Annotated in this window: 1 pseudogene; it reads right to left on the bottom strand. The window is 39.6% G+C overall.

Features of this window, described 5'->3' with window-relative positions:
- Positions 1-137, bottom strand: a pseudogene (gene rpsL / locus A3712_RS21765) (30S ribosomal protein S12); the annotation flags it as partial.
- Positions 138-278: the final 141 nt, after the last annotated feature.

Consider the following 278-nt stretch of genomic DNA (forward strand, 5'->3'; position numbering starts at 1 on the left):
TTAGGTTTTTTAGGTGTAGTAGTGTAAACACGAGTACATACACCACGTTTTTGTGGGCACGCTTCTAGTGCAGGCACGTTGCTTTTAACAACTTGCTTTACACGTGGTTTGCGAACCAACTGGTTAATAGTTGCCATTAACTAGCTCCTGAAATTTACTTGAAAGTAAGCTTTGTGAAAAATCTACCCCTAACTACATGTCGCAATTAGGGACGCAAAATTCTATTCAGCAGTGGGATGTGTGTCAAGAAATATACAGATCTTTTTTAGCCGTCTAGA

Source organism: Vibrio sp. HI00D65, from assembly GCF_001635455.1.
GTDB lineage: Bacteria > Pseudomonadota > Gammaproteobacteria > Enterobacterales > Vibrionaceae > Vibrio.